Source organism: Frankia sp. CcMO1, assembly GCF_977945845.1.
This window is the reverse complement of sequence record NZ_CDWTMG010000053.1, coordinates 1-23,458: the sequence shown is the minus strand read 5'-3', so window position 1 is coordinate 23,458 and position 23,458 is coordinate 1. Positions and strand designations below refer to the sequence as shown.

Annotated in this window: 17 protein-coding genes and 1 pseudogene; 4 read left to right on the top strand and 14 right to left on the bottom strand. The window is 71.0% G+C overall.

What is annotated here, in order from left to right:
- The 5 genes from AC08OU_RS09505 to AC08OU_RS09485 all read right to left on the bottom strand — a co-directional run bounded on the left by AC08OU_RS09505 (nucleotide 1) and on the right by AC08OU_RS09485 (nucleotide 3,833).
- On the bottom strand, nucleotides 1-618 hold the full coding sequence (locus tag AC08OU_RS09505) for an AbiV family abortive infection protein (protein WP_476604708.1): 618 nt from the start codon (nucleotides 616-618) through the stop codon (nucleotides 1-3).
- A 533-nt stretch (nucleotides 619-1,151) separates the two neighbouring features.
- Complete coding sequence (locus tag AC08OU_RS09500; RefSeq protein ID WP_476604707.1) at nucleotides 1,152-1,475, bottom strand: winged helix-turn-helix transcriptional regulator; 324 nt, start codon at nucleotides 1,473-1,475, stop codon at nucleotides 1,152-1,154.
- A gap of 35 nt (nucleotides 1,476-1,510) precedes the next feature.
- Nucleotides 1,511-1,786: a hypothetical protein gene (locus AC08OU_RS09495; RefSeq protein ID WP_476604706.1), complete on the bottom strand. Its 276-nt coding sequence runs from the start codon at nucleotides 1,784-1,786 to the stop codon at nucleotides 1,511-1,513.
- Between the two features lie 193 nt (nucleotides 1,787-1,979).
- Nucleotides 1,980-2,990: a GAF domain-containing protein gene (locus tag AC08OU_RS09490; RefSeq protein WP_476604705.1), complete on the bottom strand. Its 1,011-nt coding sequence runs from the start codon at nucleotides 2,988-2,990 to the stop codon at nucleotides 1,980-1,982.
- A 3-nt stretch (nucleotides 2,991-2,993) separates the two neighbouring features.
- The gene (locus AC08OU_RS09485; RefSeq protein WP_476604709.1) at nucleotides 2,994-3,833 is read right to left on the bottom strand and encodes an SDR family NAD(P)-dependent oxidoreductase; all 840 of its coding nucleotides are present in this window, start codon (nucleotides 3,831-3,833) and stop codon (nucleotides 2,994-2,996) included.
- A gap of 1,033 nt (nucleotides 3,834-4,866) precedes the next feature.
- Between AC08OU_RS09485 and AC08OU_RS09480 the strand changes: the two genes are divergently transcribed.
- The 4 genes from AC08OU_RS09480 to AC08OU_RS09465 all read left to right on the top strand — a co-directional run bounded on the left by AC08OU_RS09480 (nucleotide 4,867) and on the right by AC08OU_RS09465 (nucleotide 10,491).
- Nucleotides 4,867-6,126, top strand: a complete 1,260-nt coding sequence (locus AC08OU_RS09480) for an AAA family ATPase (protein ID WP_476604704.1) — start codon at nucleotides 4,867-4,869, stop codon at nucleotides 6,124-6,126.
- Nucleotides 6,127-6,180: 54 nt separating this feature from the next.
- On the top strand, nucleotides 6,181-8,313 hold the full coding sequence (locus AC08OU_RS09475; RefSeq protein ID WP_476604703.1) for a vWA domain-containing protein: 2,133 nt from the start codon (nucleotides 6,181-6,183) through the stop codon (nucleotides 8,311-8,313).
- Between the two features lie 817 nt (nucleotides 8,314-9,130).
- Nucleotides 9,131-9,718 (top strand): MarR family transcriptional regulator, encoded by a 588-nt coding sequence (locus tag AC08OU_RS09470; protein ID WP_476604702.1) that lies wholly within the window; start codon nucleotides 9,131-9,133, stop codon nucleotides 9,716-9,718.
- A gap of 371 nt (nucleotides 9,719-10,089) precedes the next feature.
- A complete protein-coding gene (locus AC08OU_RS09465; RefSeq protein WP_476604701.1) occupies nucleotides 10,090-10,491 on the top strand; it encodes a hypothetical protein in 402 nt (133 codons plus the stop codon).
- Between the two features lie 445 nt (nucleotides 10,492-10,936).
- On the opposite strand, the gene AC08OU_RS09460 is transcribed toward AC08OU_RS09465, so the two are convergent.
- From AC08OU_RS09460 to AC08OU_RS09420, 9 genes and pseudogenes are all read right to left on the bottom strand, one after another.
- Nucleotides 10,937-11,884 carry a CHAT domain-containing protein gene (locus AC08OU_RS09460; RefSeq protein ID WP_476604700.1) on the bottom strand — a complete coding sequence of 316 codons (948 nt, stop codon included), beginning with the start codon at nucleotides 11,882-11,884 and terminating at the stop codon, nucleotides 10,937-10,939.
- A 471-nt stretch (nucleotides 11,885-12,355) separates the two neighbouring features.
- On the bottom strand, nucleotides 12,356-13,351 hold the full coding sequence (locus AC08OU_RS09455; RefSeq protein ID WP_476604699.1) for a C40 family peptidase: 996 nt from the start codon (nucleotides 13,349-13,351) through the stop codon (nucleotides 12,356-12,358).
- A gap of 6 nt (nucleotides 13,352-13,357) precedes the next feature.
- Nucleotides 13,358-14,854: a replication-relaxation family protein gene (locus AC08OU_RS09450; protein WP_476604698.1), complete on the bottom strand. Its 1,497-nt coding sequence runs from the start codon at nucleotides 14,852-14,854 to the stop codon at nucleotides 13,358-13,360.
- Between the two features lie 8 nt (nucleotides 14,855-14,862).
- Nucleotides 14,863-17,928, bottom strand: coding sequence for a type IV secretory system conjugative DNA transfer family protein (locus AC08OU_RS09445; protein WP_476604697.1), 3,066 nt, complete (start codon nucleotides 17,926-17,928; stop codon nucleotides 14,863-14,865).
- Entirely contained in the window at nucleotides 17,925-21,101 is a 3,177-nt protein-coding gene (locus AC08OU_RS09440) for a PrgI family mobile element protein (RefSeq protein WP_476604696.1), read from the bottom strand. The genes AC08OU_RS09445 and AC08OU_RS09440 overlap by 4 nt, the downstream gene beginning before the upstream one ends.
- A gap of 122 nt (nucleotides 21,102-21,223) precedes the next feature.
- Entirely contained in the window at nucleotides 21,224-22,549 is a 1,326-nt protein-coding gene (locus tag AC08OU_RS09435) for a TrbL/VirB6 family protein (RefSeq protein ID WP_476604695.1), read from the bottom strand.
- Nucleotides 22,546-22,779, bottom strand: a complete 234-nt coding sequence (locus tag AC08OU_RS09430) for a pilin (RefSeq protein WP_476604694.1) — start codon at nucleotides 22,777-22,779, stop codon at nucleotides 22,546-22,548. Before AC08OU_RS09430 ends, AC08OU_RS09435 begins: the two co-directional genes overlap by 4 nt.
- Nucleotides 22,780-22,838: 59 nt before the next feature.
- Nucleotides 22,839-23,111 carry a hypothetical protein gene (locus AC08OU_RS09425; RefSeq protein WP_476604693.1) on the bottom strand — a complete coding sequence of 91 codons (273 nt, stop codon included), beginning with the start codon at nucleotides 23,109-23,111 and terminating at the stop codon, nucleotides 22,839-22,841.
- A gap of 100 nt (nucleotides 23,112-23,211) precedes the next feature.
- Nucleotides 23,212-23,458, bottom strand: a pseudogene (locus AC08OU_RS09420) (hypothetical protein); the annotation flags it as partial.

Here is a 23,458-nt window from a genome sequence, read left to right as displayed (position 1 = left end):
CTAACTTCGAAGACCCTGAATGACCTGCAACCCAGCCATGGTGAGTAGGCCAATCCGTTGCAGGGTCAGGAGTAGCAGCGCTCCGCGGCTAACCCTCGAGTGCAGGAATCCGGCCAGCTCAGTGTCGACGTGGTCCTGCGGGCTGATCCACTCCGCGGTGCCATCGGTCCTCATGCAGTAGTCGACATACATCAGGCCCTCACGCCGGCTCAGCTGCCGGTTCCGGAACACCCAGTCCACGTCGTTCGGACCGTCGACATAGAAGGTGTCGCGGTTTAGGTCCAGCAGTTCCTGGATTTCGACCTGGTCCAGATGCGCAGGGAAGTCGTAAATCTCAGCGATATTCAGCCGTGACAGGTGGTCGTAGAAGGACCGGCCCAGCAGCTTCTCCACCTGATCATGCGGCTTCCATGCCACCCTCACCGCATCCAGAAGCATCGACGCCTTGGCAGCCTCCTCATCTGCCAAGGTCGCCAGCAGGCGACCCGACCCGTGACGCCCCACCTCATGCAGGGCCGCGGCGTCGTCCTGCTTGCCGCGCACGTGTTCGGCAAGGAGCTCCAGTCCTTCCGCCACGACCGGCAGACGCTGCGCTTCGGGGAGCCCCAGCAGCCGCACCATTCTCCTTGGTTCCATTGGGGTTTCCTCCTCGCTACCGCTCCATCACCGCCGCATCCGACAACGCCTCCACACTGCCCACCCTGGACCTAGCTTCAGGTCGCCGGTCCGTCCGGCGGCCCTGAACCGTCTGTAGGGGTGGGTGATGGCTGGCCGTGAGCGCGGAGGTCGTCAGTCCTTCTTGCATCGGCATCTTGCCCGACGAGAAGTTCGAGCGGCACTCATTAACAGCAACGCACGCTCGTGCCGCGTACAGTGTGCGCTGGCGCGCGCTGGAAAAGCGCGGCGCCAGCCCCGTCCGGTCATGCCGCCGAGCGCCGCGACGCACAAGCCATCTGGCCGCCGTCGCGCGCATACGATCGGTCGCACAGCGTCACGGCCTCAGCCCGCAGGCGGACGTTAGGTGGAGCCAACTATGGCCGTCACGGTGGGGGCGGTTGAGCGTCTACAGCCACGTCCCAACGCCGAGGGACGGAGCGGGCCCGTCGATCGCGCCCGCGGGGGTACCGACTTCGGATCGCCGACTGCCTGGCTCACTGGTTCTGGGCAGGTGGACGGCGGTAGACGTGGATCGCGTCATCGGGATGCTCCTCGGCCCACGTCTCCAGGTCGTTGAGGAAACTCACCACGGAGCGCCCTGCATCGGTGAGCTGGTAGGAGACTTCGAGCGGACCACGCTCCACCCGGTTGACCAGTTCGCGGTCTACGAGCCGAAGGACCGTGTCTCTGAACACGCGGTAGTCCAAACCCCTGGATACCGCTCGACGCAACTCGGCCGAGCGGAGGGAGCCATCCTCCAGCGCCAACAACACGGCTGGCTCCCAAGCCCCGCTCAATCCGGCGATGAGCGCTTTCACTCTTTCTGGATCCGCCAATGTTTCCCCCGTGAGTGTCAGGACGGGAAAAATTCCGAATCGCCAATCAGTTGCGTTTTCTTGTGCAACGAGACGGCCGATTCGGGGAGCCGAATGACGTCACAGCATGGGCGGATCGGACGCACCACCCGCGCCGGTGCGCGGTGAAGGTCCGCCAGTTCATGGCCCGTGACACGGCGCGGCGCAGGTGTGCGGACCGCATCGGGCCCACGCTTGAGATGCGCGCGGACGGCTGGCTCCGATTCGCCGTCGAGCGCGTTCAGGATGTGTCGGACGGTGTTCGGATCGACCATTCCCTATCCCCGTCGCTGAGGGCGGCATGCATGCATCAGCCGCGTGGTGCGAGACGGGGATCAGCCCGATGGGTACAAGGCCAACCCAAACCCACATGTGTGGGCAGGACTGGATTCTAGAGGGCGCCCACCGGTTGTAGTCAACGCTTTTCCGCGCGTGACGCCTTCTGCCGCCGGGTCGCGAGGCGCACGATCAGCCAGAGTGTGCGGTGAGGGTGACGAGTGCGGCCGTGGTGTGCTGGTCGAGCAGCATCAGGCTGGCGTCGACGACGAGGGGCCTCCACTCGCCGGTGGTGGCGCGCACCCGGATGGTGTCCCGGACTCGGCCGACACCGGCGAGGGCGTCGGACATGCTCCTGGCCGCGGATAGGTCGTCAGGGTGGATGGCCGGCGGGTGCGGTGAGTCGTTCTCCCACGAGACACCGGGCATCGGCTCATCGACCCATCGCAGCAGAGTGAGCGTGCGCAGGTTGATGATGGCGCGGTGCTTGCCCGGCTCCTTCTCGGCGGCGAGCACCTGCTGCGCGAGCACCATCTGGGGTGGCGCGCTGGGAGTGGTCTCGGCCTCGCCGATGTCGTGGGTGATGCCGCGAAGGACGACCTCGGTGCCACCGTCCTCAGTGGTCTCCTCGACCGTGCGGCACGCAAAGTTCGCCGCGCGCAGCTGACCGTCGTCACGGCGAACGGTCCAGGTGGCCTGGTGCTCGACTCCCGGCTGGGCGCGGACGATGACCGCGAGGGCATCGGCCTCGTCGGCGTTCGTGATCAGGCGCTCGAACGCCTCGGCGAGCCGTCGTTCAGTGCGCCGCTCCTCGGGCGGGACGCCGTACAGATCGAGCAGGTCGTCGGAGCCGCCGATCTTTCCCGTGGTGAGGTTGAAGTACCAGGCGCCGGCCGGATCCCGGGGAGGTGGCTCCTCGTCCGGGCCGCCCATCCAGACGTAGACGCCGTGCAGGCGGCCTGAGAACGCGATGAGCGGGTCCCCGATCAACTGACGCCGGCCGTCGGCGGACGACATGCGCACCCGCTGGCGGGCTGCGTAGACGCGGGCGAGAAGGGCACGTGCGTCACCCAGGTAACGCCCCCGTCCGAGCACGGACGACAGCGGCACCATGCCCTTGGGCGTGCTACCCACGCCGATCACAGTGGGCTCGTCGCGACCCTTCCCGCCGAACGTTTCTATGAGCAACCAGCGTTCGGCCATCGGTCACCTCCGTCTCTCGGCAGTTGCGGATGAGGACCTTCTCGCCTTGTTGATCAGCCCGACCCGGCGGGCCAGCCAGGGAACCAGCGCCGGGTACGTGTTCGGCACGACTCGGGTGAGCAGGGACGCCAGCCGGGCGTCGGGACCGACCAGGACACGCGGGCGGCGCCGCTCGACGCCGCGAAGAATGGCTGCGGCGGCGTCCTTCGCCTCGGTGCGGGCGATCCGCCGTTCGAACGCGTCGATGATCCCGGCGGAGTCCTCGCCGGTGGCGAAGCGACCGTTGCGGACGATCGGCGTCCGGACACCGCCGGGGTACACGCACGTCACCGATACCGGATGGCCGGCAAGGGCCAACTCCTGCCGGAGCGCGTCGGAGAAGCCGCGGACGGCGAACTTCGAGGCGCTGTACGCGGCGTAGTTCGGCGCGGCCATCAGGCCGAACGCGCTGGACACCACGACAACGTGCCCACTCTCGGCCGTGATCAGGTGCGGCAGGAACGCCCTGGTGGTGTTGATCGTGCCGAGGACATTGATGGAGACGACGTACTCGGGATCAGCGAGGTCGGTGACGAGCAAGCTCCCGGAGGCGATGACCCCAGCAACGCAGAACACCGCATCCACACGGCCGAATTCGTTCGCCACCGCCTCTGCGTAATCCATCATTTGGATGCGGTCACTGACGTCGGCCACTGTGGCGCTGACTCGCGGACTCTCGGACCGGCATTCGCTGGCAGCTTCGGCTAACGACGCTTCGTCGCGATCCGCCAGTGCCAGCTGGGCGCCCGCAGCCGCCAATTCACGGGAGATCGCCCGCCCGATGCCGGAACCGGCTCCCGTCACGACAGCGACTCGCGTGGCGAAATAGTTCACGATCAGGCCCGCTGAAATCCCGGCATAGCTACGACATTCGCTTGCGCCACGCCAATGGCGTCAGGGTAATGTTGCATCGTCCCCGTTCCGTGGTCCCTTTCCGCTCGTGTAGAAACCATGGCGGCCCAAATACCTGCCTCGGAGCGAGTGATGCGGGGCTCCTTGGTGCCTCACTGTAGGGAAGCAACACCCTCGGCGGAAAGCCCATTTCCCCTGAATTCCGACCACGGACCCCGTGGTCGTCAACCCGAGGGGCCACGCCCCGGCTGGCCCAGCCGGGCCCGGCCGGCCGGCGCAACCGGGCCCAGCCGGTGGGCCCGAAGGCCCCTCCTGTGCATCCTCCCCGGCCCCTCCCCGAACGACTCCTTACCCCCTCCCGCCCAGGCGGGAGGGGGTAAGTTCCGGTATCTGTGCAGGTCAGAGGCGTGCCTCACCCCTCCCGTGGCCGTCCAGACTGGTGCAGTTGGGGTGCACCCGTTGGTGGGGATTGGCCGGGCTCGGTGGCCCTGGTCGTGTCTGACGGGTGTTGCCGTTCCGTGGCTTTGGTGCTTGCCCTTCCTGACCGACAAGCTGGCAACGCCCTTGGGCGAGGGGTTCGTCACCCCGCCCGCCATGCCCGCGTCTCGGCTGACCCTTACTCGCCCGGCTCCGCCAGTCGCCGAGGTGGGAGGCTCGCCCGTTCGTCACCGAGGCGGCGCAGCGCCGGCGCGCGCGTGACGGTCGCCGAGCGGCGCCTATGACCGGGGTGAATGATGCGGCGCCATGTCACTAATGATAGCTCGATCCAGCCGGACGGATCCAGGTCCAACGTCGCTATTTTCGCGCCCAATTCACGGACCTGTCGGTGTGACATTGGAGAAGTCACCGGAAAACAATGGATCAGCTTGACTTCACGGGGGCGTCGAGGGTGGATGGGGGTAGTCGCAATTCCGGGACGCAATACACCCGGATAGCCACCCCAATTCTTTCACTAATCCCGCCCGCTATATAGGAGGCACCCATCATGACCGGCACCCCCACCACTCCGGGCGCCACACCGACCGCACCGACCGCGCCCGTTCCGGTGAGCGGGAAGCTGCGGATGGGCCAGCTGAGGGGCATGGTTGCCGCCCATCTCGCCGCGCATCCGGGCGAGCACACGCCCGGCTCGATTGCTCGCGCGCTGGACCGTTCGGCCGGTGCGGTCGGCAACGCACTCGCCGCGCTCGCCGCGCGCGGCGAGGCCATCATCGCCAGCGAGCGCCCCGTCCGGTACGCCGCGACCGCGACCACCGCTGCGGCAGCCACCGCTTCGCCCGCCCGCACGCCCCGAGGTGCCCCTACGGCCCCGAGCGCTCCTGCCCCGGCATCCGGTGCCACCCAGCCCTCCACGTCGGCCGAGGCGCCGACCTCGGCCCCCTCCTCCGCCTCGCGTGCCACAGCGCGCCGAGCCGGTGCGGAGGCCGGGGCGGGTGCGGAGGAGAAGGTGACCGGGCCGGTTGTGCGGCCCAACGGGATGACGTACCACCCGCGCACCCTCGCCGACCTGCCCGATGTGGCCGCCTTGCGCAAGCTGCGGGCGGCCGGGATCCCCGCGCTCCTGTACGGCCCGCCCGGCACTGGCAAGACCTCCCTGATCGAGGCTGCCTTCCCGGATCTGATCACGATTGCCGGTGACGGTGACACCGCCGTGGCTGACCTGATCGGCGAGTACACCCAGAAGCCTGCGGGCGGGTACGAGTTCGTGTACGGCCCGCTGGTGACCGCGATGCTCGAGGGTCGGGCACTCCTGATCGACGACGCGACCCTGATCTCACCCAAGGTGCTCGCCGTCGCCTACCCCGCGATGGACGGCCGTCGCCAGATCCAGGTCAAGGCCCACCGAGGCGAGACCATCACAGCCGCCGACGGCTTCTACGTGATCGCCGGACACAACCCCGGTGTCCACGGTGCCGTCCTGACCGAGGCACTCGCTTCCCGGTTCGCCGCGCAGATCCACGTCTCCACCGACTACGACCTCGCCTCCGCGCTCAAGATCGACCCTCGGGCCGTGCGGGTCGCGCGCAACCTCGCGACCCGGCACGGCAAGGGCGAGATCGGGTGGGCACCCCAACTGCGGGAACTGATCGCGTTCCAGCGCCTCGCGGGTGTCCTCGGCCTCGACGCCGCCATCGCCAACCTCGTCGGCATCGCCCCCGAGGAGGACCGCGACGTCGTCGCACAAGTCGTCTCCACGACCTACGGCCGACCCGTTACCCCGCTCGCCCTTGGCCGCCAAATCTGACCACACCCGCGCACGCGCACTTCGTCGTCACGTCACCGAAAGGACAACCGGATCATGAGCCCGACGCACCTTCTCACCGACCCTGACCCGACCCCCACCCTCGACGCCACCCACCCGGACCAGACCACCGAGCCGGAGCGGCCCACCGAGCCGACTGGGACGAGCGAGCCGACGGATCCGCCGACGGCGGCGGGATCGACCGGCCCTGCGGATGCGGCAGCGGCGAAGGCGGCGGCGAAGAAGGCAGCGGCTCACGTGAAGGCGTGGCTGCGGCTGTCGGCCCACTTCAGCGACCACGTCCCCACCCTGGCCGAGCGTGACGACGTGACCGTGACCGTGGCACCCGGCGCGGGGCGAGGCGCACCCGGATGCTTCGTCCCCGCACTGGCGACCATCGAGCTCGACGCCGCTACCTTGACCGACGCCGGGGTCGACCCCGCCACCTGCCACCCCGGCAAGCCCTCGGACCGCGAACGGTACGCGCCGATGTGGGGCGTGTTCACCCACGAGTGCGCCCACGCCCGGCACAGCACCTGGAGCCTGCCCACCGCCACCACGCCCGCCACCGCCTCGGCCACCGACGCGAGCGCCACCGACCGCGACGACGAGGCGTCGGAGGCGACGACCGGACCGGCGACCATGGCCGCCGCGATGCTGCTTGAGGAATCCCGAATCGAGGCGGTTCACCTCGCCCGCCGCCCCGGCGACCGGCACTGGCTCCGTGCCGCCGCAACCACCCTGATCATGCCCGAGGTCACCGCCTTCGATCCCGCCAGCACCCGGCCCGCTGGGTCGAGCGAGGCTGGTGCGTCGAGCGAGCCCGCGCCGAGCGAGCTCGGGCAGTCCGAAGGGTCCACACCGGGGGAGGCGAGCTCGCCAGAGGCACCCGGCGCGCCCGAGGTGCCTAGTGCGCATGGCGCTTGGGGCGCGGATGAGTTGCGGATGTGGTCGGCAGCGCACGCGGCCGGACTGTTGCTGGCCCGGGTAGATGCCGGGGTCCTGGACGAGGAGGAGACCGAGGCGCTCACCCACACGATCACGACCGTGCTCGGCGCGGACCGCCTCGCCCGGCTGCGGGAGCTGTGGCAGGCCGCACATGCCACCGGCGATGACGACGGACCCCGGATGCTCGCGCTCGGTCGTGACTGGTGCGTGGCCCTCGGCATCGACCCCGACGCCACCGACCCCGCCGACGGTCACACCGAGCGCACCGGTACGACCTCGACCGGCACACCCGGGGCGGAGGCAGACGCGTTGTCCCCCATCGCCGCCGCCGTCGCGGCGACCCTTGAAGCGGTCAAGGTAGCGGACACGCCCGCCGAGGCGGCTGGGAGGCAGTCGCGGGTAGCCGCCCGCGCAGACGAGTCGGCGGCACGCCGAGCCGCTGATCGCGCGGTGCGGTCGGTGTTCGATGGTCCGCACGCTCATGCCGACGGCGGCGACACCTCCCTCGCCGGAACCCGCGAACCGACCGAGGCCGAGGCAGTCGCGGCACGTCGCCTGGCACGGGCACTACGCGCCGCCGGTACCCGCGACCGAGTCGCCACGATCACCCGGTCGGCCACCCCGCCCGGCAGGTTGAGCATGCGCGGCGCTCTCGCCGCCGACGCCCAACGCGCCGCCGGAGCAACCGTGACGGCCGAGCCGTTCACCCGCACCACCCGCCGCCATGTGCCGACCCCGCCACTGCGGATCGGGATCGCGTGCGACGTGTCCGGCTCGATGTACGCCGCAGCGCCAGTGATCGCCTCCACCGCCTGGATCGTCAACCGCGCCGTCGGTTACGTGCCCGACGCCAAGGCAGCCACCGTGATCTACGGCCGGTACGTGCGCCCCGTCACCCACCCCGGACACGTCCCCGCCGAGGTCACCGAGTTCAACGCCGTAGACAGCACCGAGCGCTTCACCAAGGCCGTCGACGCCCTTGACGCCGCCCTCGACCTGACCCGCCGCGACGCCGCCCGCCTCCTGGTCATCGTCTCCGACGGGCACTACACCCCCGACCAGCGCGCCGCCGGTCAGAACCGCATCACCCGCCTGCGCGGCACCGGCTGCGGCGTCCTGTGGATCGCCCTCGAGCCGGGTGCACATCCGATGACCGGTGCACAGCTAATCACCCTGACCGAACCCGCCGCTGCCGTAGACGCCATCGTCAGCGCCGCCACCCACACCCTCCAGCACGCCTGAAACACCCGCCGGGGCGGGTCGGGGACCTCCAACCGGGGCCCCCCACCCGCACTCGGTGACCTCGGCGAGCCAGCCCGTCACGTCGTCGGGGTCGTCAAGGTGCGGCGGCGGACTGTGGAAGAGGAACTCGGCGCCCTCAGCCGGCAGGCTCGACCGGCCCTGGATCGCCGTCCACGGGCCACCCCACCACGGCTGCGGCTGACGGATCCCGCGCTGCGCGCCTACACGCCAGCGACGACGTAAATCCTCGACGTCCCGGGTCCGGTCCCCGCTCCCGGGGGCCCGTGGCCTGACCGTCGGCTTGTTGTCGTGTGTGTCGCGGCCCCGGTTGTCACGAATGCCACCCAGCAGCCCGTTCCCGACGAGTTCTACATCGTTGCCGATCGACAACTCGCCAAGAAGGTGAAGCCCGACGGGAATGGACTTGACCTCTCGACGAACGTCGAGCGTGGATGGACCCGCAACACCCCTGACGCGAAATGTGGCGTACATGAAATCCCCCGCAGGGGAACCGATTTCGCAGCCGCCAGTTCACGGTCACTGACGATAGGAGAGTGCCATGACCACCACCGCCTCCAAGAAGACCGCCTCGAGTAGGACGCCACGGGCGAAGAACGCTGCGGCACCGAAAACCCCGACGCCGAAAACAGCCACAGGTCCGAAGACCGGGGCAACGGCGCGGGTCCGAACGCAGCAACATGGCGCCACTCCCAGCGGCAGTCCGCGACGCGCCGCACAAACGACACCGGCTTCCGTCAAGTCCTCCGCGACACCAACGGCGAACTCAAAGCAGCCGGGGCAGGCGCTGCCTGCGTCAGTGACGGCAACCCCGGCTATCGAGGCGATCTGGTCGGCGCTTCACGCGCACCCCGGGAGCACGGCGGAAGAACTCGCGAAGCACGCGGGTGTCGGTCGGTCAACCGTCTCGAAGGCGTTGCAGGCCCTGGCAGCACACGGTGTCGTGAACCGCACCCGCCAAGAGACCGCCGAGCCGACCAAGCGGCGCACCGCCGACCTGTGGACCACCGGGCAGCCCACGGCCGCAGACAGCCCGAAGCCGACCCGGTCATCCCGCGACACCGAGCCGGGCGGCGCCGCCGAGCCCGAGGCTGCCGGCGGTTCACATCGATCCGCCGCCTCGTCCGCCAGAACGTCGCCAGCGACACCGTCCCCGATCCCCGACAGCAAGCCCGGCAGGCTCGGCAAGGGACAGCTGGGCGACCTCGTCCTTGCGCACCTGGAGGCACACCCCGACCAGGACTGGTCGCCCCGGGCCCTGTGGAAGGTGCTGGACCGCTCCTCCGGTGCGATCGGCAACGCGCTGGAGCGCTTCACCGACAAGGGACTCGCCGTGCGCGTCAGCGATCGTCCCCGCCGCTACCGCATCGCCCCGACCTCGCGCTGACGGCGGAGGCGGCGTTCAAGCGGCGCTCGATGCATCGCCCCGGATCCACATGTCGAGAATCCGCATCCCCGAGAAACCGAAGGAGCACCATGAGCACACGACCGATCACGAGCGGCAGCAGCGATGGCGAATCCACAGGCCGGGGGGTAGCGGCAGGTCAGGCACAGCCAGCACCCCCGGAGTCCCGGCCGGCCGAGGTCACGCCTTCGGCTACACGACCGAGCAGGGTCGGCCTCGCCGCACGAGCCGTAGGCGCGACCCGGGCCAGTGCGGCGCGGGTTTCCCACGACCCGGCCACACTGCCGCCCGGGTGGTACGAGCGGGCGGCACGGGCGACCCGGATCCTGGCTTGCACCCTGGGAGTGGACCCGGTGAGCGTCACTGCCGCCCCGGACCCCGACCGCGCCTACGGTGTCCCGGGGCCGATGGGGGTCCCGGAAGTGCGACTGACTGTGCTGGATGGGGCGGCCCTGGCCATCCTCGATGGCGACGGGGGCAGCGCGCTCGTGCTCGCCGACCCCGGCCCCGGAGCGCCGAGGAACGGCCGATACGAGTTCATCTGTGAATCCGGCCGCTCCGACGTGTTCCACCTGCTGCACCCGTGCCCCGGCTGCCATCAGCTGGTCCCCACCTACCGAGTCACCTCCCTGATCGACCTCGGACGCACCTTGCTCCCGGGATCCCCCGGCCGCCCGGACAGTGACCAGTTCCGGCCCGACCCCGCCCACCGGCCGGGCTGTACCAGACACCGCGCCTCTACCCAGCCCGGCTGACCCGGCTTCACCACGGCCCGCACTGGGCCGTCGGCAGCCGCCCACCCGCACGCGCGAGGGGGGCGGCTTCGCCGCTTCACGTTTGACTGGCCAGCCCACGGGTGTTGACCCTGTGCTCGGCCCACCCGGTGCCGGGACACGGCGCTGCCCTGGCGGGCAGCGCCAGGGTTCATGTGCGTTCCGACTGAACCTGTCCGTGGATCTTGCGCCAACCCCGCGGCGTCGGCGGAGTTCGTCCATCGAGTTGTCCAGTGATCTGTGCAGGGAGTTGTCTTTACCGTGCGGCGGCGACGATCAGCGACAGCCCCACGTCATCAGCGCAGTGATCCGCCCTTGTCTCGACGGTACCCCTGGATCCCCTTCCCCATGCGAACCCGAGGAGCGGGGAGAACACGTGTTCAGTTCCTGCGAGGGTCGAGCGGCCCGGCGCGTCCTCGGCGAGAGGTCACATCCGCGGAGCCGCGCTAGTCGACGGCACTGCGGTGGGTGCAACGAGTACCAAGTGTTCCGCGTCAACGTCCTCGCGAGTCGCAGTCTGCGGCAGGTCGGCGTCATCGAGAGCCGCAAGGCGCATAGCGGCCCTGGCTTGGGCGAGAGCGGAGCCGACCGATTGTCCGCTTGCCACAGCGGAGTAGAAGCGGCGTGCGAAGACGATGGCGGCTGTGTCGTCGATGCTGTCAGCCATAGCGACGATGACAGGCACGGCGGGCAACAGCAGTTCCGCGCCGAGGAGTGTCTCGCACGCGTTCATCACCAACACCTGCGGGGGGCTGTCGGTGGCGGACAGGACCGCAGCCAGCAGATCGAACTCGACCGAGTGATTACGCGGATCCGCGAGGTCGCCGTTGTCGAAGACCAGGCCGCCGCTCCATCCGTGACCTGAGAAGTGGACGACGTGGGGTCGCACGTCGTTGGGCGCGTCGATCAAGTCTTCGGCGGTAGCAGCCGGCCGGTGCTCCACGGTGACGAGGTCGCGGTACCTCGCGCTGCGCAGAACCTGCTGCACCGCTCGCACCTCAGCGTCGAGACGCAGGTAACTGGATCTCGTGGTCGTCGTGCCATCCGGTGACGTCGTCGTCTCGTCGTGAGCTTCAGGGTTCGCGGTCAGGTAGAGGACCCGCAACCGCTCGGGCTCGGGCGGCTGGATCTGGACGTAGCGAACGGGAGCCTGGGACAACCGAGCGATCTCACGTACGTGGGATTTCTCCTCGCTGCGGCGGCGCCGGTCAGCGCGGTCCTCGGCTTGGCGCTCGGCGCTCTCGGCGGCGGACAGGCTACGACGCTTGTCCGCCTGCGACTTTGCGTTGGCGGCAACCTTCGTCTTGAGCTCACCGATCTTCTTCTCGGCCGCGACGACCTTCTTGTCCTGCGCCTCAGCCGACCGCGACGCCATTCGACGAGTGCTCTCTGACTGGGTTCGGCTTGCCTCCTGTCGCTTCTTTGTCGCGGCCGCCCAGGCTGCCGACGAGGCTGCCTCTTCACGAGCGATATTGCGGCGCAGGTCCGCCTCGGTCGCCTGGAGGCGAGCAAGCTCGCTTCGCAAGGTATCCGACCGCGTCATCCGTCCCCCACCGCATGCCTTTCTATGGCCCCTGCACGGTCGGCCCGCAACGCCGAGAAGCCACCGCTCACGCCTCCTGCAAGCTACCGCCCTCGACCGCCGACGACGCAAGGGGCAGCCCTGGCGTGTCGTCGAAGTCCGCGGCTCCTGGGCAGCGCAGTGAAGGCGGTCCCCACGGCCGCTGGCACCCGCGCAACCCCGGCTCGCGCTCTCCGGCACCGTGTGTCCCACCAACATGTCCACCGGCAGACAAGTCGGTGGACACCTCGTCGGGAATTGGTCATCTCTTTCGAGACCTACAGTTTAGTCGGCGGCGGCGCTGGGGCGGGAGTAGCCGACGACCTTGGTCGCCCAGACTCGTTCGAGACGGATCCGTGTCCCTCTCCGTGGCGCGTTGATCATGAAGTTGGGGTCGGTGACGATCAGGCCGACGTGCGTGACGTGGTCCGGGCCGGTGCCGAAGAAGACGAGGTCTCCGGGTTGAGGTGCGGCGCCGGTTGGAAGGCGAGGGCCGGCGTCGTACTGGGTCTGGGCGGTTCGGGGGATGTTGATGCCGGCTGCTTGGTAGGCGGCATGGGTGAGTCCGGAGCAGTCGAATCCGGCGTCGCCCTGGCGGGGCCCGTCGCCTCCCCAGACGTAGGGCAGTCCGAGCTGTGCGCGGGCGTAGGAGATCGCGGTCGCCGCCGCTGGCCCGGCCTCGGCGGACACGAGGTCGGTTGCGTCCAGGCAGGTCTGCGCAGTCAGAGCCGCCACGGCGCGGACGGTGAGTGGCTCCCACCGGGCGTAGGCGCCGGGGTGGGCGGAGCGCTGGACGGCTTGGGCGGCCGCAGTGACCGGCAGCTGCTGCCAGCCCGGCACGGCGTCCAGGGCGGTGTAGAAGGCAGTGGCAGCGTATCGGGGGTCGCGCAAACGCTGGGCCGGAGTGCGCTGGTCACCGGGTCCGTCCGGCGCCGAGCCCCAGCCCTGGGAAGGACGCTGCTGGAATAGGCCGACGGAGTCCCGGTCGCCGTAGGCGAGGTTCCGCAGACCGGACTCCTGCATGGCGGTGGCGATGGCGATGACCGCGGCCCGCTGCGGCATCCGCCGCTCATCGGCAACGTCGAGGATCGTGGCGGCGTTCACGTTCTGCTCCCCGGTAAGTTCCGGCGCCCCCGCACCCGCTTCCAATGACGCTGCATCACATCCGGCGCCGCCCCCGCCGCCGCCGAGGACGGCGAGGACGGCGCTCTGGACGAGGAGCAGGAGCGCGAGGAATCCGCAGCCGAGACCGGCGGCCAGGCGCACCGGCAGTCCGCTCATCCTCCGTCACCCGCCCCCACGGCGACGATCGCTGTGCCCCGAGCCGGGAGGGACGAAGGTCGGTGCGCTGGGATCGGGCGCCTGGGTCACGTCGTCCGGCACGCACATGTCGTCGTGCAGGTGGTCGTGCAGCGTGGGACGGCCGAGCCCGTAGGGCATCACCTCGTCGATGACGTCTGCGTCTGAGGAGCCGACCTGAGGGTGGTGACCGAGGGACCTCGTCCAGCGGTCGCCCGGGAGCTGGTGGCTGGGGGTCGGTCGCAGCAGCGTCTCCAGGTCTGCCAGGGCGCGTCGACCCGGCGCGGTGCTGCCACCGGCTGTGCTCGTATAGGTCTGAGTCTGAGGGATGGCCGGGAGCCAGATCCGGTCGGCAGGCCCGGCCATGACGCCGCCTTCGGGCACCGGTCGGCCGTTGGGTGCGAGGCGGACGAGCGGGACAGCGGTGGCGACCGGCAGGGCGGGCTGGCCGTTGCGGTTCTGCTGCCAGGCCGTGATGGCGCGGTGCAGATGTGCCTCCCGGGTCAGGTTGGGAAGCCAGAACAGGATGAGGCTGGACAACCCGGAGGCGGCAGTGAGGCGCGCATAGCCGTCGAGCTTGTTTACCAGGCGGTCGAGGTTCGCGGTGCCGGTGTCGTACTCCAGGAAGAAGTCGACCTCTGTCGTTCGCGTTCCCTGGCTCATCTGCCAGCAGCCGTAGCCGTCGGGCCGGATCAGGCCGTTCCAGGCGTCCAGGCAGCGTCGCTCGGACCACCACGCGGTCAGGGCCGTGGTGGGGGCCGCGGGGAGCGGGGTGGGGGCCGTAGTGGGGTTGTCGTGCTGCCGGGCGTGGGCGGCCAGGGCGGTGAAGATGCCGTTGGCGCCGACGTCGTGGGCCAGGTGCAGAGCCACCGCGAGGTTCGCCAGGCGCTCGGGCCGGTAGCCGAGGTCGGCCACGGTGGTGTCGTAGGTGGCGGCCAGGACGTCGGCGCCTGCGGACGAGAGCACGTAGTGCAATGGCGCGGATCCGCGGTCGGTATAGGGGCGGAACCGGTCCACGACACCGAGTTGGTGAAGGGTCCGCAGCCGGACGTTGGCCATCCGCTGGCTGCCGAAGGCCAGTTGGGCGATCTGGCTGGTCGTGAGGACTCGGTGCTCCAGCAGCATCCTCAGCAGCCACCGGTCGCGGACGGTCAAGCGGGCCGCCAGGCGCAGCAACCCCCCACCGCCACCGACCTGCCGCCCTACCGCCTGACTGCGCGGCGGGTTACGGACCGGGCGGCGGGCAGGATTGGGGGCAGGGGTCCGGGCGGGGTGGGTCTCGTCGCGGCGGGCGCGGCGGCGGGTGCTGGTGTCGGCGACCAGCCGAGGACGGTATCCCGGGGCGGCGGCGACCTCGTCGAACAGACCTGGGCTGGTTCGGTCGTCGGTCGGCTCCGGCGCGGGCGAGGAGACTTCCCGGGCCTTTCCGCCGGTCTGGCGATCGGTGCTGTCGGCAAAGGAGTGGGAGTTCGCCGCAGGGTTCATCCGCGTCATCACGTCCTTTCGTTCGGGATGGAGGCTCCGGCAGGGACTTGCGGGTTCTGCGGTCGGGGGCTGGTGCTGCGGCGCTGCCGCGGATCGCGCGGGTGAGCCGGCCTGCTCGGGCCGTTGGAGTCGGTCGGGCCAGGGCGGGGAGTGTCGTTTGGCACCCCGGGGTGCGGGGCTGAGCTGGTACGGGGTGTGCTGGTACGGGGTGTGCTGGCGGCGATGGCGCGCAGGTGACGAGCGCGGCCGGGGATAGCCGGTGGCAGGGGGCGGGTGCGCAGAGTGAAGGCGGGGGTGTCGCCGGAGGCGACGACGAGACGGGCGGCGGCTTGGAAGGCACCCAGGTGGGACAGGTCGTGCGCGCGGAGTGTGGGGGTGGTGTGGCGTTCAAGGTCGCGGGCGTCCTCGGGGCTCGCGTTGAAGAACACCTTGTTGCGGGCGTTGGCCGAGATGCCTTCGCGCAGCTCGCGTGGGAGTTGGGCGAGGTTTTGATGCGCGAGAGTCATCGAGAGCCGGTAGCCGCGGGCTTCGGCGAGCATGTCCTCGATCGGGTAGGGCAGGTTGAGGTAGTTGTGTGCTTCGTCGACGTAGAGCGCGGCGTCGATCCTCGGTGTGCCGGCGCTCGCCCGGGAGGACGCGGCCTGCCAGGCCCGGGCCACGACGAAGGAGCCGAGCAGGCGGGACGTCTCCTCGCCGAGTACTCCCTTGGGGAGGCGGACCAGGCCGATGCCGCCGTTCAGGACGCGGGTCATGTCCAAGGTGGCGGGGCCGGCGGCGATGGCGTCGCGGACGAACGAGCGCAGCAGGAACGCCCGGAGCTTGTTCAGCACCGGACCGACCATGGTCGCGCGTGGGCCTTCGGGGAGCCGGTCGTACCAGCCCCAGAACCCGGCGAGTACCTCGTCGTCGATATCGGCGGTGAGGCCGCCGCGGTAGGTCTCGTCGTCCAGCAGGCGTGGGATGTCCACCAGCGTCGGCACGGTCTGCAGCGTTGCCACGGTCTGCCTCGGCTGCCCTCCTGGTAGCCCTCGTGGGGGATCGGTTCCTAGGTGTGGTGCGCGCAGGAGGGTGAGGCTGGCGGCGCGCAGGATGTCGTCGGTGCGTGGCCCCCAGAACCCGGAGAAGATTCGCCGGAAGATTCCGACGAGGTTGTCGACGGCGGTGTCCACGTCGGCGCCGGGCGCCAGGTCCAGGGGGTTCAGGCACGGCGGCGGGGCGGCGTCGTCGGGGTCGATCAGCACCAGCCGTCGCGCGGCGCGGGCGGGGATGCGGTCGAGCAGGTCCAGGACGAGGTCGCCCTTGGGATCGATGACCAGCACGCCGCGGCCGGCGTCGATGTCGGCGAGGACCGTGTGGATCATGAGGGTGGACTTGCCCGAGCCGGTCGCCCCGATCACGTGCAGGTGGTGACGAGCGTCAGCCACGGTGACCGCGACCGGGCGGGGATGGCCGACGTCGGTGTCACCGAGCACCTTGACCTGCCTGCCGGACCGATCGCCGGCTACCGCGTCCCTCGTGGTGACCGTGCCTGCGCCCGGCCGTCGCTGCTCGTCCTCGGCGTGGACGCCGTCGCTGGAGCCGACCCGCTCCAGCGGCAGCGGCCGGCCACCATCCTCGCCGCAGACCGCACCGACGTCATCGCCGTCCCTGCCCTGCGTGCTGGTGTCCGGTGTCTGCTGGGGGCCGGAGGCGATCCCGGGCGGTGGCGCGATGGCGCGGGCACCGGCGCGGGCCAGGCCCGGGATGTCGGCGTCCAGCGGGAGGTGGGCCAGGGCGGCGAGCTCGGTCACCGACAGAAGGTCACCGGCGTGCATGCCTCGGGCGGCGACGGCGACGTCGGGATGGCGTAGCCGACGTCGGATCAGGAAGTTGCGGCCGGAGTACAGCGCGAACGCCGATGCCAGCGCGTGTGCACGCCCACGCAGCGGCCCGATCTCGGCGCGACGGAACTGCCGGGCCTGACGGCGCGCATGACGACGGTCCTGATGGTGACGGGTCGCGGGGGTGCTGGTGAGCGCGTAGCGGACGAGGGCCTCCCAGGCGGGTTCGGCGGCCTTGGTGACGGCGGCGCGGATCTGCGCTGTGCGTTCGGGGTCGGCGGCGGCCCGGACCGGGCGGCTGGTGCTGCGGGGGCCCGGACTGATGAGGTCCAGGAGCCGGGAGACTGGCTTGGCAGCCTGTCCGGCTCGCAGGTGGCGCATGGCGCGGCGGGCTCGACGAAGGCGGCGGCCGGTGACCGGTCGGGCGAGGATCTGCACGCAGGCGTGCTGGCCCGGGCCCAGGCCGGTGGCGGCGCCGAACACCGCCCGCAGCGGATCCGCCTCGTGCCCGGTGGCCAGCGGGAGGATCTCGGTGCGCGCCAGCCGCAGCGTCCCGCCGGTCGCCACCGCAGCCCTCGCGTCAACAACCCCGCCATGCACGCCGCCACCCAGCGGGAGGGGCGCCGACAACCGCGTGCGACCCGTCGCGGCGGCGCTGTCCTCGGTCATGCTCGCTGCGCCGGCCGTGGAGGGTGTGCGAGCGTGTTCGGTGGTGGTGTGCGCGCCGGGCCAGGCGGCTTCGGCTGCGCGTTCGACCAGGCCGGGTGGGATGACGCCGGGTACCCAGACCTGGATCTGGGCGCCGTTGCTGCTCCAGAGGTACTCGAACGCCACGTGCGGCTGCCCCTCGAACAGCCGCCGACGCGGCGGGCGGATCAGCCCGACGAGGTTCCCCCAGAACACCGGCCCACCGGTCGACTCGACGTCCGGCGGTGGCGTGATGGTCACCAGCCGGGCATCGGCCCACCACCGGCCCAGCTGGCGCCGTCGCCTGCTGCGTCTGCCCAGCACCACGGCCGCCACGAGGACGACGAAGGCGGCAGCCGAGGCCGATCCCCACTCCAGGACGGCGTGCATGGCGACATGCTTGGCGTTGGTGAACAGCTCGTCGGGGTGCTCCAGCAGCCATCCGATCCAGCCGCCAGGCTCGTCGTTCGCACCCGGAAGCCCGGTGGTGCCGCCGGCCTCGGCTTCGATGGCAGGGGTGGCGGTCGGCGGCCACGCCGTGGTGGTTGTGGTGGGGGCTGTGGTCATCGGGTGCCCTCCGGCAGTCCGTACGGGTCGTCGATGTCCTGCGCCCATGCGTCGCCCTCGGTGGCTGCGGCGACCTCGCCGACTTCGGGGGTGTCAGCGGAGCCGGCGGCGCCAGCGGCGGGGCCGGTGGCAGGCTGGATGGTGGGATGGGTCAGGACGGGCGGGGTGGAGTTGCACAAGTGGTCCTCGAAGGGGCTGGCGATGGCGTCGAAGGCAACGCGGTGGCTGCCTCCGGCCAGCAGGAGCCCGTGGCCGCGCGGTGCGGCGAGCAGGATCTGGCGTTCTCCGGCGGACAGGCCGAAGGCTTCGTCGATCGCGTCGATGGCCTGTGGTGCCTGGCGCATGAGGATCTGGGTGGCGGCGTTGGCGACGACGGCTTTGCCGAGGTCGGTGGACAGCAGGTCGGCGGCGTCCTGGGTGACCACGCTCAGGCCGGTGCCGTGCTTGCGGGCTGCCTTGGCGAGCCTGTAGAGGAATGCGGCACCGGCGGGGTCGCGCATCAGCAGCCATGCCTCGTCCACCACGACCAGGCGTCGGCGGCGGGCGGTGGCCGGGACGAACGGGTCGGAGACTCGCTGCCAGATCGCGTCGAGGGTGAGCAGGGTGCCCAACGCCTTCAGCTCGTCCGGCAGCTCGCGCAGGGAGAACACGACCAGGTGCCCGTCCGGGCGGGCGGTGGTGGCTCCGTTGAACAGGCCGGCGTAGGAGCCGGTGACGAACGGCGCCAGCCGCGCGGCCAGTCCTCCCGCCTCGGCTACCCCGGCCGCGTGCAGTCCGGTCAGGGCGGTGGCCACGTCACTGAGCAGCGGGGCCGGGCGCGCCCAGGTGCGGGGGTCGGTGGTGATCCCGACCTGCTGGTAGGCGGTCGCCAGGGCGTGGTCGAGGGCGGCGCGCTCGGCGGCGTCCAAGCCACCGAGGGCGACGTCGAGGAAGGTGTGGGCGAACAGCACCCGCCGGGTCAGCCCGTCCCGATCGACACCGGCCCCCGGCCCGGCGCCTGATCCATCAGCAGTGGCGGCGTGGGTTGGGGGCAGGTCGAGGGGGTTGAGACGAACGCCTGGGCGGCCCAGGGCCAGGACGGTGCCGCCGACGGCGTGGGCCAGGCGGGTGTACTCGTCCTCGGGGTCGATCACGGCGACGTGCACGCCGGTGTAGAGGGAGCGCAGGACGTCCAGCTTGGTCAGGTAGGACTTCCCGGCGCCGGAGCGGGCCAGGACGACGGAGTTGTAGTTGTCCTGCGACCACCGGTCCCAGACCACCAGGCCGGGTGAGGTGGCGTTGACCCCGTACAGCAGGCCGGACAACCTGCCTGGGCGGACCGGGTCGGAGGCGGGAAGGTCGGAGCTCACGAAGGGGAACGCCGCGGCCAGGGCGCCGGTGTCCAGTGTTCGGCGCAGTTTCAGTGCGTCCACGCCGAGCGGGAGGGTGGTGACCCACCCCTGCACGGTCCGCCAGGTGGCCGGCTCGATCCGCAGCAGCAGCGACTCGGCCAACGCTCGCACTCGCGCGACCGCATCGTGCAGGGTGTCGGAGTCGGGGGCGTGGACGGTCAGGTAGATCCCGACCCGGAAGAGGCGGGTCTGGCCGCGGGCGACGGCGTAGGCAAGGTCGGTCGCGTCGTCCGCCGCGGCCTCCAGTTCGGGGTCCTGTAACCGGCCCTTGGTCTCGGCCAGCCGCCTCGTGGACTCCAGCCTCGCCCGCTGCTTGCGCAGCCGGTCCGCGGCCACGACCGGGGAGACGGGCTCGATGTGGACGGCGACATCCAGGCGGCCGGGATAGGTCAGCAGCGGCTCCAACCAGCCCGGCCCGACCTCGGCCGGGTAGCCGGTCACTGCGAACGTCGCCACGTGCTCACCGGCCACCGCCAACGACTGCGCGCCCAACTGCAACGACTGCGGCGTCAACCCCGCCGAGTCAATCTGCCCGAGCCGGGTGGCACGCGGCGTGCCCGCCGGGTCGGCCCTGCCGGGGCTCATCCCGGCCCCCAGCCCGGGGCGGATGCCGCCCGCGAGGAGGTGGGCCTCAACGTGACCGCGGACGGGGTGGCTCGGGGCCGGATGGCAGGACGCCGCCAACAACGCGGAGGTGGTTGGGCCGTCCAAGGTCGTGGCGGCCACGTCGGCACCGGCCAGCATCCGCGCGCTGTCCTCGGCTCGGCGGTGTAGTGGGCGGCCCGCGGCCGGTGCCCGTCCGGGGCCGGCGGTGCGTCCAGCACGTGGGCTGATCAAGCTGCCCAGCCGCGCCAGGGGGGTGGGCGCGCGCTGGGCCCGAGCGGCCTGGTCTTGCCGCTGCCGGAACGCTCCGGGGTTGATCGGGTGGGTGTCGTGGTGAGCGAGTAGCACCTGACGGTGCAGCAGGTCGCGGGTGACTGCGAGGTCTGCAAGGAAGTCCGCGTGCCGTCGGGCGGCGGTCTCCAGCGCCGGGTGTGGCAGTCCGGGTGCGTCGTGGCGCAGCGAGGTGATGAGCGGCGCCAGGTCGGCGCGGTCGGCGCGTACCAGGATCTGGACAGGCCCTGGCAGGGAGTTCAGCCAGGCACCGAAGGCGCCGATCAGGGCCTGCTGCTCCTGCGAAGTGCGCAGGGCGAAGTTCACCGTGCCGACCGCGGCGAGCAGGGACGCTCCGTCACGGCCGAGGTCGACCACCCCCTGGGCGTCGATGCCGTCGGCGACCGGCGCCGCCGGCACCGGAGTGACCACGGGCGCCTTACGCGACCGGCCACCCCCGCCACCGGCACCGCCCGGGCCTTGCGTGGAAGCGGAGCTGCCGCCATCGTCGCCGGCCGAGGCCGACGCGGCGAAGGCAGCGTCGATGAACGCCGGCACCGGCGCGACGCCCTCGGGAGCGTGCACCTGATGGCGTGGGGTGCGGGCGTGCCGCCAGGCGGCCAGGACGTACTGGTCCAGAGGCAGTCCGTCGCGACGCCCGAGGGCAACAACGGCGCCGAGGGCCAGGACCGGGGCAGCGGCGGCGGTGAACACCAGCGGCGGCACCAAGGCGCGGGTCGCCTGCCACGCCAACCACAGCACGGCCCCGAAGGCGGCCAGGATCGCGGCCTGCCGTCCGGTCAGGCCGGCGATCAGCTGGTCGGGCCGGTCGATGTCCGCCGGGACGCGGACCCGGCCATCGTCGCCGTAGTCGACGGCGTAGCCAGAGCGGCGGCTGGAGGTGGTCACACGAAGGCTCCCTGCTCCTGTCGATGGTCTTTCGATGAGGGGATGTCGACGGCCGACGACGCATGGCACGGCCTTGGTGCGACCTGCCCGGGCAGGCGGGGCACCTCGTTGGCGCGATGGCCTCAATGACCGACGGCCCCGCGGCGGCGCGGGAGGACGCCGACGGCGCCGAGGGCCTTGACGATGACGATCGAGCGGACGATGCCGACGACCGTTGAACGGCGGGAGGTGAAGACCGAGCGGGACACCCATGACGGGATCCGCGCGAGGATCCACAGCAGACACACCGCGACCAGGAGGTTGACCAGGCCGGCGGAGTCGGTGGGCAGGCCGAGGAGGTTGAACCCCTCGGGCGTGAAGAAGACCCGCAGCGCGGCCAGCAGGGTGACGGCTTGCCCGAGCTGGATCGCCAGGCAACCGGCCAGCGCTCGCCACCAGAAGGTCGCGGCACCCGCGGTCGCCGGGGAACCGTGGCAGATCAGGAACAGCGGCGCGGCGATCACCAGCAGCACGGTGATCGAGACCCGGATGACGTACGTAAGGGTGACGATCAGCGCCAGGACGGCGGCGACCAGGCCGAGTATCAACATGAAGGAGCCGCCGTCACGGATGGATCCGACCAGCAACTGGGTCAGCCGTTCGCCGGTCGAGGCGGGGTCCAAACCCTCACCGACGACCGCGCCGGTGAGGGCATTGGCGAACTCGAGGAGGCGGCCGACGACTTCCAGGCTGACGTTCGCGGCGACCATCCCGCCGAACAGCCGTGGAAGGATCTCCTTGAGCGAGTACCGGGTCTGCAGCGACTCGTTGGCCATCACCAGCGCGCCGCCCGCCAGGATGAACAGCACGAAGACCGCGTTGGCGGCGACCTGGCTGCCGGTCCACAGCTCCCGAATCCTCGGATTGCCGGTCAGGTCCGGGGTAGCCAGGAGCGTTCCGCCCAGCAGCCGCAGTGTCGGGTTCAGCGCCGAGGTGACCAGGTCGGCCATCCACCCATCGATGGCCGCCTTCACCCGGCCGGTCAGGTCGAACAGGCCCGGCTCTTCGTCATCGGTGCCAGGATCCAGCGGAGCGCCGGGGTCGGGGCTGACCGGAGGCGTCGGAGCTGGCTCCGGCGCCGGGTCGGGGGTGGGCTCGGGCGTCGGCGCTGGGTTCGGCTGAGGCGAGGGCTGCGTCGGTGATCCCGTGGGCGGCGCAGGCTCGGGAGGCGCCTGAGCCGCTGGCACCACTGCGAACGCCAACGTGGCAGCCAAGACCGGCGGCCCTTCAGCGGACGTCCCCGCTTCGCGGCCTTCGGTTGCCCCCGCCGACCCGACCAGCGCCAGGGCAACGAACGCCAAGAGTCCGACACCGAGCAGCGGCTTCCGCCCACCGCGGCCCACCCCCGAAGACACGCTCTCGCGGGCCTTGGTCGGCGACCTCTGCAACGGCCGCTGATGGCCGCTCATGCGCCGAGGATCGACTTCAGGATGCTCATGAACACCGGCGCGAGGACCGCCAGGGCGAATCCCAGAGCGGCGCCCTTGAAGGCGGACTTGGCCTTCTCCACCTCGCCCGGGTCACCGCCGGCGAACATGTACCGGGCCCCGCCGAGAGTGAAGAAGAAGATCCCCGCGACGGTCAGGATCCCGACGATCCACAACGTGGCGGCGTCGATCACCTCCGGCAAGGACTTCACCGCAAGCATCCCTCCGCCCGCCGCGGCGGCAGGGCCGGCGACCGTGAACGAGGCCACCATCACGGCACCGGCAACCGCGGCCCTTCTGGCGGCAACGCCAACACGGTCACGAGCCGCCGCTGCCCTACCCACGCCCCCCGCCGCACCGGCAGCGGCACCGGCAGCACCGGCAGGGGCGGCAGCGGATGCCTCTCGGGCGTCGACCAGCGGCAGGCGCCCCGGCAGGTGGTCCGGGTGCGGGTCGCGACGATGCGGAAGCTGATGCGCGAGTGGTCCTGCGATGCCGCCGAGCCGGGCACGGAGGCGAAGCCGCCGGTGTGGCTCTGCCGCACAGTCAGCGGTCATCGGTCGTGGTGAGCGCAGGCGGGCCGGGGTGGGTGGCTCAGGACGCGGGAACACGGGCGACCTCCAGGTAGGGGTGGCGCTGAGACGTCAGGACTGATGCGAGGTGTCGGCCAGGACCGTGGCCCCGGGCGAGGCAGCGCACGAAGCGGCGAACGAGGCGCCGAAGACGGCAGGTGCATGTGCGGGGGGCGGCGGCAGCGGCTCGCGGCAGGTGAGCGCATGCAGCGCAGGACGGGGCGTTGCCGGGCCCGGCGGCTTTGGCAGGGGCGGCAGCGCCCGGCAGGGCGGCAGCGACGGCAGGGCGGCAGCGTCGGCTGGGCGGCAGCGTCGGCTG